The organism is Sphingobium mellinum (assembly GCF_037860795.1).
Classification (GTDB): Bacteria; Pseudomonadota; Alphaproteobacteria; order Sphingomonadales; family Sphingomonadaceae; genus Sphingobium; species Sphingobium mellinum.
The window spans coordinates 1-9,886 of the sequence record NZ_JBANRK010000039.1 but is presented as its reverse complement, the minus strand read 5'-3'; the positions used below and the strand labels follow the sequence as shown (position 1 = coordinate 9,886).

Here is a 9,886-nt window from a genome sequence, read left to right as displayed (position 1 = left end):
TGTCGCAACCCTCTGGAATCATACCGGAGCTCGATCGTCCACCGTCATTACGCCGCCGTTTCGAGACAGCCTCTCAGAAGCGCCCTGCTGACCGGCAGTGCCTTCTTTGTCCATTCCGCATATGCGCAAGCTGAACCAGTTTCAGCAGCGGTCAGCGGCGCCGATCAAACCAACGCACCATCGAGCGGTGACATCATCGTTACCGCGCAGCGCCGTTCGGAACGGCTCCAGGACGTGCCGGTCGCCGTGACCGCGGTCAGCCCCGAGGCCGCCCAGCAACTGGGCCTCAGAAATATGCGAGACGTCAAGCTTGTCGTGCCTGGCGCGGATTTTTCGGAAGGTACCGGCTTCGCCCAGCTCTATATTCGCGGTATCGGACAAGCGTTCGCGACGCCCGGTGTCGAGGCCCCCGTTTCGGTATATCTGGACGGTGCCTACCTGCAGAGGACCGCAGGATATAACGCGTTGCTGGACCTTGTCGACCCAGGCACCATCGAAGTGTTGCGCGGACCTCAGGGCACGCTCTACGGGCGTAACGCAACTGGCGGCGTCATCCGGCTCAACTCTGCATTGCCGACTTCGAAGTTTGAAGGCCGCGTAGCCGCCGAATATGGCCGGTTCGATCACAAGCAGGCCGATGCGATGTTGAACTTGCCGGTGAGTGACACGCTAAGCGTTCGCTTCGCGGGCCGTTACCTCGATGAAGACGGCTATATCCACAATATTGCCACCGGCAGCCACCTGGGGGGTGGGCGCAGCTATACGGCGCGTGGCACGATCAGATGGCAACCGGGCGGCGGCACCGACATCGTTGCCGGAGTCGAGTATCAGAACAGCCGGCAGAAGAAGGATTTCGACCAGCTCGCAATGGGCGCGCCCTATTGCTGGGTGTGTCAGACCAGCGGCGATAAACCGGCGTCCGGCTTTTACGAGACTAACCAGAATGATCTCAACGTATGGCGCAACAGGGTTTTCCGGACCTATTTGCGCGCCTCTTTCACAGTGGGTGATTTTGATCTTACAAGCTTGACCAGCTACTTGTCCGATCGCAGCGTGCAGTTCGCCGACAATGATCTCACGCCGCAACCCTTTTTCGTATTTGAAAATCGGGGCGTGGGCGGCAAGACCTTCTCCCAGGAGTTTCAGGTTTCATCGCATCTGGATGGCCCCTTCAACTATCTTTTTGGCGTCAATTACCTTCATGACAGCGCGTTCTTCAACATAGGCCTGACGGGCGATCAATATGCCTTCCTGGCATTCACCGGCGACGGGCCGGGGGTATCCAACGACATCAAGACAGAATCCGTATCCGCCTTCGTCGAAGGCAACTACAAGCTGACCGAGCAGTTGAAGGTGACGGTGGGCGGTCGTTACACCTATGACAAGCGATCGATTTCTGGAGAGAATAACGCGGGCTTCCAGGCCTTCGGTTTGCCCGCGTCGTTCGAATTCGGCGCCTCCTTCCACGCCTTTACCCCGCGGTTCGTGCTGGCATGGGATAACGGGCCGACCAATATCTACTACAGCTACACCCGGGGGTTCAAAGCGGGCGGCCTCAGCACGCCTGCCACCTCGCCCGCGGAAGCACTCCGTCCCGAGCGGATTTTCAGTCACGAAATCGGTGTGAAGAACAAGGCGCTTGGCGGCGCGCTGAATACCTCACTCGCCCTGTTCTATTATAAAAACAAGGATCTCCAGACTCAGATTATCGACGCGACCGCTGGCGGTTCGCGCTATGAAAATGCCGGGGGCGTCGAAGGATATGGCGCGGAATTCGAGGCGAATATTCGTCCGGTTGATGGTCTGACGATCGGCACAACCTTATCTTACCTCCACACCGAATTTTTCAATTATGAAAATGCGGCGCAAGTTTGCGTCGACCTTTCGGGCACCGGCAATCCGAACGCTCCGGGTGCCGTGCTCATAAACTGTCCTCAGGGACCAGCGACCAATCTGGATGGTGTACGAGCGGTTCATGCGCCGCGTCTTCAGGCTTCTCTGAACGCGAGCTATGAATTCCCGATCGGAACGTGGAAGGCAAACCTCGCCGGCGTTGCCCAATACAGGTCGTCGTTCGATTTCGCACCAAATGGCGGTAGCGTGCTCCATTACGATCAACAGAAGGGCTACGCCATCGCCAATTTCTCCGGCTATGTCAGTCCTCCGGGCGACAATCTTCGTCTCGGCTTCTATATCGATAACGCCTTCGCTGAAAAATATGCGGTCTATCGCGCCACCAGCCAGCCTCACGGCACCTATTATCAGGCGGGCAGGCCCAGAACCTATGGCGTTCGTGCCGAATATCGGTTCTGATCCGGGCGCCGATCCTGAAACCGGGCCGGCCGCGCTATTGAATGCAATGGCGCGGTCGATCATCAGGAGCCCCGACCAGACTGGTCGGGGCTCCGCCTGCTTGTCGTGATGCCATTTCAAGCTGTTTCGGCTGTATTAGGAGGCTCTCCGTGAAATTCTGGAGTCTGATGTCACAAGTCGAGGACGATCAGCTGATTGAATGTGCCATTCATTGTGAAGAGTTGGGTTTTGACGGTGTCGGGGTCTCGGACCACGCCGTCATTCCCGAAGTCATCGCGTCCCGCTATCCTGGTTCCGCCGACCTGCCACCCTTCTTCCAGATCGAGGAAAGATGGTCCTTTCCGGAGCCCTGGACCGCCTTGTCAATGATCGCAGGCGCCACCAGCCGTATCAAGGTGATGCAGAGCGTCTATGTGCTACCGCTGCGCAACCCGATAGAGGTGGCAAAGGCCACGGGCACGCTTGCGGTGCTCAGTCAGAACAGGGTCATGATGTGCGCCGGCGTGGGCTGGATGAAGGAAGAGTTCGATGCATATGACATCGACTTTTCTCGCCGCGGCAAACGCACGGACGAAATGATCGCGGTCCTGCGAAAGATTTGGACGGGAGACATCGTTGAACATCACGGCGAGTTCTTTGACTTCCCGCGTCTGCGCGTCCTCCCTGCACCAGGTCATGTACCGATCATCGCGGCGGGGGCGAGCATCCCCGCCATGCGCCGCGCGGCGACGTTATGCGATGGATGGATGGACACGGGCAATAAGGTAGAAGACATGCCGCCCCTTATAGCGTCACTTGACCAGATGCGGCGCGAGGCCGGCCGTGACCATCTCCCTTTCGAAATTGTCATGATCCTCAATGACGACTGGGATATCGATAAATTCCGCCGCGCACAGGATTATGGCGTGACCACGATCCAACTGTTGTCACCCTATTTCCATTATGGCAGGCGTACCACATTGGATGAAAAGAAACGATATTGGGGTAGTTTCGCGGATCAAGTCATTCGATACTTTCACTGAATGATCGGAAAACCCGGCGCCGGCACGGCCTCATTCCGGCGAGTCAATCGGGCGTACCTTCACCGGGATGGCGGACATGCGCGGCATGGCGTTGATGGGTTCCACGTCACGATCCGTGCTGATAAGCAGATTCGTGTTCGCGCCGACCTGCGTATAGGGGCGTCCATCCTCCTGAAGCCCGCCCCAGCAATGGGTCATCGATATCGATCCCCTGACGATGCTGCCATCGGGCTTGGCGATCGCCTGAAGCTGGCCATGGTCAGACGCGATTTCTACCCAGCCGCCTGACTCTATGCCGATCGCAGCCATGTCCTGCGGATGAAAATAGGCCGGGTTGTAGGGTTCGCGAGCGCGGCATACCGGGAAATTCTGTCCAACGGTATTCAGCATTTCCCGCATCCTTCGCGAAATCAGCCGATAGGGAAATTCCGTCGACGCGAACGGTTCGGCGCGGAAGGCACCCAGTTCCTCGACCACATCGGCGGGGGCCACCTCGAACCGGGCCGAAGGATCGCCGCTGCCGGGCTGGACCACAGCCGGAGGCACATCAACGAACGTGCCGCGCGGATGTTGTTTCAGATGGTAGAGGGACAGCGGGCCATCCGCGATGATCTTTTCTATCAGCTCTTCCGAAGTCGGCGTCCTTTCCATGTCCATCGGGCTGCCGCAGAACATAAGTTCATGGCCCAGCCGCTTTGCCAGTTCATAGAATATCCGCCAGTCCTCGATCAGGTCGGAACCGGCGGGGGGCGTAGCGACGGCAGGCAAGAACTGCTGATAGGGTTCGGGATTCATGGACTCGCTTTCCTGCCCGAACAGCAGATCCCATCGTTCATATTGCATCGTCGGGGGCAGGATATAGTGCGCGAACCGCGCGGTTTCCGTCATGAAGGGTTCGACCGTGACCAGAAGGTCGAGCGCCTTCAAGGCCTTGAGCGTTTTCACATGATCGGGAAAGGCCGCCGCCGGATTGCCGCCGACCACGATCAGGGACCGAACGCGGCCCGCCCCGGGCGTCAGTATCTCGTCAGGCAGCGCAGCCGTCATCATTTCGCCGTTCAGCGTGCCATAGCCGGTCGCGCGCATTTTGGGCTCGCGCTGCCAGCTGCGCCTGGGGGGATAGACCTGCGCCACGAATGTCCGCGGGCGGATCAGGCCTGCGCCGCGCACGACGTCGCCTTCCCGGTTATAGCGGCCGCATATGACGTTGAGCGCCTGGATCAGATGTTCCGACAGGTTCGAATGCGGCGCCATGGACGGCCCGGTTCCGCTGAAAGCGCCGCCGCGCCGCGCATCATGGGCGAACATGCGCGCTGCCAGACGGACATCTTCTGCCGACAGCCCGGTACGCTCGGACACCATGTCGATGGTGAACGGCTCCACCGCGTCGCGCAGTTCGTCCATCTGGATGACATGCGCCCTGCAGAATTCGCTGTCTTCCCATCCGTTGGCCAGGACTTCGCGCAGCAGTCCGGCGAACAGCGCGACATCCTGGCCCGGTCTGATCTGCAGGTGCAGGTCGGCAAGGGCCGCCGTTTCCGATCGCCGCGGATCTACCACGATCAGCTTCATGCCGCGCTCCTTGGCGGCCTTGAACTGTTTGGTGACATTGGTGGGGGTGATACCCATCATGCCGATCGATACGAGCGGGTTGCCGCCGACGATCATCATCACTTCGGATTCGAGCATATGATGCGCGTCGCCGCCCCAGACGCCCAATCGCTCCGCCGCCACGAATTTGTTCGATTGATCGATCGTCCAGGTGGTGAACATGTACGGAGAGCCGATGGATTCCAGCCATCGCCGCACGATTTCCAGCAACGGGGCGTGGGTGAAACCTTGCGTCCCTTTGTAAACGGCGACCGAATGCGGTCCATCTTCAGCCAGGCAGACCTGCATCCTGGCCGCGATCTCATCAAGCGCCTGTTCCAGCGGAATCTCGTCGAACCCGCCCTCTTCGTTACGCTTGAGCGGGCGCAGGATGCGATCCGGGGCGTTGAGCGCATACACGCCCTGAAGGCCTTTGATGCAGGCATAGCCCTTGGTCAGCGGGTGCTCCCTGTCACCGCGAAGATCGATCGCCCGGCCCGTTCGGACATCGACATCAACGATCACGCCACAATTGCCGACGCAATAACGGCACGCCGAATGGCGCTTCTCGATCTGTCCGTCCAAAGCCACGCTCATTCGACTCTCCCCAGCTATTCGCTTTTTTAAGCTTTAAGCCTTTCTAGGCCCCGATAATCGTGGCGACAATAGCTGGCTGGAGGCGATGGCGACGATCCCTCTATATCAATATCCTCCCGCCGATCCCTCAACAGGCGCAATCAAACCAGCTCGACCGCCATGGCAGTCGCTTCGCCACCGCCAATGCACAGGCTGGCGACGCCCCGCTTTAGCCCGCGATTTTCCAGGGCGGCCAGCAAAGTCGCCAAAATCCGCGCGCCCGATGCCCCTATCGGATGGCCAAGAGCGGTCGCTCCGCCATTCACATTCAACTTTTCCATCGGGATGCCCAGATCCTTGGCGGCGATCATCGCCACCACGGCAAAGGCCTCGTTGACTTCGAACAGGTCGACATCCGCCACCGTCCAGCCGGCCTTTGCCAGAAGCTTGCGTATGGCGGGGACCGGGGCGGTGGTGAAGCCCGCCGGCTCATGAGCATGAGCGCTCGTGGCAACAACGTTGGCGATGACCGACAGGCCGAGCCTTTCGGCAACACTTCGTCGCGTCATGACGAGAGCGGCTGCGCCGTCCGAGATGGATGAGGCATTGGCTGCCGTGATCGTACCGTCCTTGACGAATGCGGGTTTGAGCGACGGGATCTTGTCCGGGCGCGCCTTGCCGGGCTGCTCGTCGGTGTCGATAACGGTGTCACCGCCCCGCCCCGTGATCGTGATTGGCGTGATTTCGCGGACGAAGGCGCCGCTGGCGATTGCGTCCTTGGCGCGGGACAGCGAACGCAGCGCATAGTCATCCTGATCGGCGCGGCTGAACTGATAGTCGCGGACCGCTTCCTCGGCAAAGACGCCCATGGCCTTGCCCGGCTCATAGGCGTCCTCAAGGCCGTCCATCATCATCGTGTCGACGATGCGGTCATGGCCGATCCGCGCACCGGACCTGTGCTTGGGCAGGGCATAGGGCGCGTTGGTCATGCTCTCCATGCCGCCCGCGACGATCACGTCGGCAGCCCCGGCCGCCAGCGCCTCATGCGCCATGATCGCGGCCTGCATGCCTGAACCACACATCTTGTTGACGGTAGTGGCTTCCGTATTGAGGCCAAGGCCTGCGCCAAGCGCCGCCTGCCGCGCCGGCGCCTGCCCCAATCCGGCCGGCAGGACGCAGCCCATATAGATGCGGTCGATCGCGTCCGCCGCGACCCCCGCCCGCTCGACCGCTGCCCTTACGGCGGCGGCGCCAAGCTCGGTCGCCTTCAACGGCGACAAGGCCCCCTGAAAGCCGCCCATGGGCGTCCTGGCATAGCTGGCGATGACGACAGGATCATGTGGCATGTTGAAATTCCTTCAAAGAGAGCGGGCGATGACCATGCGCCGCATGTCGGCTATCCGCTGCTTTCCCAAGCGCGCGATAGCGTTCGAAGATCAATGTAGGTGCCGTCGCGGCCTCCCGCAATTAGTAGAATCGCGATTCACCTGAGTCAAGATTCACCGTTGTGACGGTCGGGTTCGCATGGCAGACTTCGTCCACCCGCGTTGGTCGGATTCAGCGACGCCGCCTGCTCCAGAACGGATCGCGTCGGTCTGGAAAGCCTGATAGTGACGCGGTGAAAGTCACGAGCAACGGAAGCATGTGGACCGAAAATGGCAAGTGGCAAGCAGCCCGCATCTGGCGCAGACGATCCTGATATGCCGCGGGCGGCGGGCCGCAGGCGCTCCGCCGTGGAAACCCGTCTGGTGCTGCTGAACGCGGCGCGTGAACTGGTGAGCGAAACCGGCTTTCGGGAAGCGCAAATGGCAATGATCGCGGCCCGGGCGGGCATCGCCATCGGGACTGTCTACCGCCACTTCCCGACCAAGACCGACTTGATGAATGAAGTGGTCGCCACGGTGGCGCAAGCGGAGATCGACCTCGTCACGGCAATCGGGACGGCCGATGGCACTCCACCTCAAAGGTTGAAGAATGCGATCTGGGCCTTCGCCGATCGCGCGCTGGCCGGGCGGCGCATGGCCCATGCGCTGGTCGCTGAACCGGTCGACGCGGATATTGATGTCGTACGCCTTCAATTTCGCCGCAAACTCGGCCGCGTCTTCGAATCCATCATTGAGCAAGGCGTGTTGAACGGCGACTTCGTTCAGCAGGACGTTCGCGCTGCGGCCGCCTGCATCGCGGGCTCAATCTTCGAAGCGCTGGTCGGCCCCTTGGCCCGCGAGGAGCTTGTCAGCAATGAAGAGCGGCAAAGCAACGTCGCCGCGATTGTGGCGTTTTGCCTTCGCGGGGTTTCTGACCGGCGTAGCCTATGAGGAGCTAAGCGGACGGGCTGCGTCTTCAGCCGGCAGTCACCTTTCGGGTCCAAAGGGATCGAACCGCAGCAGCCTTGTCCCGTCGGAGAGATCGCGCCAGCTCGGCAATCGTTCAGCCCGCTCGAATCTCGGCGAGGAATAGCTGTAACAGGCGCCCTTGAATTCGGCTTCCTGATCGCGGATCGGCCCTCCGACAGAGCCAATCAACACCTTGCGCCCCCCCGACTGCCAATAGCCCTTCTGCAGAATGAGCGCCGCGTCCAGTTGCTCATCGTCGAGCGCCTCCGTCGCCCAGCTGCTGAAACCCCGGATCACGCGCCTGCCGGCATAGGTTTCCGGTGACAGTATCTCGCCGCCACCCGAAACGCGCCATTCCAAGATGGGCCTGCCATCGCGCAGCAGCGTGGCTCGCGACGGTTCATCGCCCACATTGTCGGGGATCACGACATCGTACCGCCGCACAGCTTCGTCGCGCCGCGCGTGAAGCAGCATCGCTATCACCATGTCATAGATATGCGTGCAATTCTGCCGCGCCCGCCCGCCGGTAAAAAACCAGGCGATCGGCGTGTCGAGCCGAACACCTATCAGTTCCCTTATCGGCTGGACCGCGCCCGGACATGTGGTCATCGGCCACCGAACGAACGCCGCATCGACATCGGTTATGACTTCGCCGTCATGCGTGATCGTACAGCGGATCGCGTGGATGATGTCCTCCAGCTCGCCGAACACCTCGCCGGGCCGGTTGGTGACCCTGATCGCACGGCGATAGGCGCCGGTCCCGAAATCCGGATTGGGTGGGAAAGAAGGAAAATCCGACATCTGTATCTACGATAGCGCGCCCTGCAACATAATTGCAATCCATCCGCCGCTTGTCTGCTTTGGCAATGCTCAAATTGGCATTCGCCATTTCACTCCAAGACCTGTCGCAATCGCGACTCTATAATGGGTCGTCTGGCGAAGGACATCACCCCGGGGCGTCTCAATTCGCAGACCCGCTCATGCCCCCTTCGACGCGGGGGCGGACGGCGCAGGTCCGCCGCCCTTCCTGGCTTTATGCTGCGCCAGCAATCCGTCCAGTTCCGCTATACGGATGCGCTGGGGCGTATCCTTGGCGAGACCTTTTAGCCTGCATTCGGCCCACAGGCTTCGGCGTTCCGACTCCAAAGCCTTCTGATACAAGTCGGCCATAGCATTCTCCGAAACGTCGGTGGATACTCAGCGTGGCGCCGGCACGAGCGCTAGCCGTTATTTTCGGGCTTTGCGCGCAGCGTAGCGCGCATCCCGCGCGGCCTTCATTTCAGCGGCGCTCGCGGGCTTCAACCTGGCGGCCTTGAGGGCTGCGGCGGCATCGGCGGCGGCTTGCCTTTCGGCTTCCGCTTGCTGTTCGGCGGCCTTGCGTTCCGCCTTCTGCGCTTTGGCCAATGCAGCAGCCTCGGCCTTCGCCGCGCGCTCAACCGCGATGGCTTGGTCCTTTGCTTCGCGCGCCCGGCGGCGTTCCGCCATGACCGCCTCGTCGACAGGTGGCTTGGCTCTCAGTGCATCCAGGGCCTTTTGTTTGGCCGATCCGGCTGCGGCAATGCGGTCTTGGAATGAGGGTGCTTTATAGGAAGGCAATGTTTATCCTTGAACATTCGATATCAATGGCATGCCTCTCATTGCGAAAAAGCACGACGCGTTTGAAGTTGAAGCTGAAGCCCTTAGCAAAAACCTCGTCCATTTCCAAGGTCGCCATGGCGCGCGACACATATGCGACCCCGCTGGACCGGTGGCCGCCGCGCTGACATCGCCCCGGATTGAACGGGCATCGTCCCGACCCGATCCGCGACGGACTCACAGCAGTGGAATATCCAAACAGCCAAAGAGGTCCGGAATGCGAAGAGCGTTAATCTATAAATCGCGGACAATCCGGGAAGCAGCTCATGAGCGAACTGCGGAGTTCTGGCCCCCATTTTTATGGACCGCGCGTGCGTGTGTGTTGAGTGATTGATTGGGATTGTTGGTTGCGGGAGTAGGATTTGAACCTACGACCTTCAGGTTATGAGCCTGACGAGCTACCGGGCTGCTCCATCC

General features: G+C 60.6%; 8 protein-coding genes. 3 read left to right on the top strand and 5 right to left on the bottom strand.

Going from position 1 to position 9,886, the window contains the following annotated elements; all coding sequences use genetic code 11:
• Together AAC640_RS18090 and AAC640_RS18085 are read left to right on the top strand one after the other, a co-directional pair.
• Positions 1-2,313 (top strand): TonB-dependent receptor (locus AAC640_RS18090; RefSeq protein WP_340268815.1); only part of this gene is annotated, 2,313 nt, incomplete at its 5' end.
• A gap of 149 nt (positions 2,314-2,462) precedes the next feature.
• Positions 2,463-3,335, top strand: coding sequence for a TIGR03619 family F420-dependent LLM class oxidoreductase (locus tag AAC640_RS18085; RefSeq protein WP_340268813.1), 873 nt, complete (start codon positions 2,463-2,465; stop codon positions 3,333-3,335).
• Between the two features lie 30 nt (positions 3,336-3,365).
• On the opposite strand, the gene AAC640_RS18080 is transcribed toward AAC640_RS18085, so the two are convergent.
• Together AAC640_RS18080 and AAC640_RS18075 are read right to left on the bottom strand one after the other, a co-directional pair.
• Positions 3,366-5,522, bottom strand: coding sequence for a molybdopterin-containing oxidoreductase family protein (locus AAC640_RS18080; protein ID WP_340268811.1), 2,157 nt, complete (start codon positions 5,520-5,522; stop codon positions 3,366-3,368).
• A gap of 140 nt (positions 5,523-5,662) precedes the next feature.
• Positions 5,663-6,847, bottom strand: a complete 1,185-nt coding sequence (locus AAC640_RS18075) for an acetyl-CoA C-acyltransferase (protein WP_340268809.1) — start codon at positions 6,845-6,847, stop codon at positions 5,663-5,665.
• 309 nt (positions 6,848-7,156) lie between these two features.
• Between AAC640_RS18075 and AAC640_RS18070 the strand changes: the two genes are divergently transcribed.
• The gene (locus tag AAC640_RS18070) at positions 7,157-7,816 is read left to right on the top strand and encodes a TetR/AcrR family transcriptional regulator (protein ID WP_340268807.1); all 660 of its coding nucleotides are present in this window, start codon (positions 7,157-7,159) and stop codon (positions 7,814-7,816) included.
• A 36-nt stretch (positions 7,817-7,852) separates the two neighbouring features.
• On the opposite strand, the gene AAC640_RS18065 is transcribed toward AAC640_RS18070, so the two are convergent.
• From AAC640_RS18065 to AAC640_RS18055, 3 genes are all read right to left on the bottom strand, one after another.
• Positions 7,853-8,635, bottom strand: coding sequence for a DUF2889 domain-containing protein (locus AAC640_RS18065; protein ID WP_340268805.1), 783 nt, complete (start codon positions 8,633-8,635; stop codon positions 7,853-7,855).
• A gap of 177 nt (positions 8,636-8,812) precedes the next feature.
• Positions 8,813-9,004 carry a hypothetical protein gene (locus AAC640_RS18060; protein WP_340268803.1) on the bottom strand — a complete coding sequence of 64 codons (192 nt, stop codon included), beginning with the start codon at positions 9,002-9,004 and terminating at the stop codon, positions 8,813-8,815.
• 57 nt (positions 9,005-9,061) lie between these two features.
• Entirely contained in the window at positions 9,062-9,430 is a 369-nt protein-coding gene (locus AAC640_RS18055; protein WP_340268801.1) for a DUF6481 family protein, read from the bottom strand.
• Positions 9,431-9,886 lie beyond the last annotated feature (456 nt).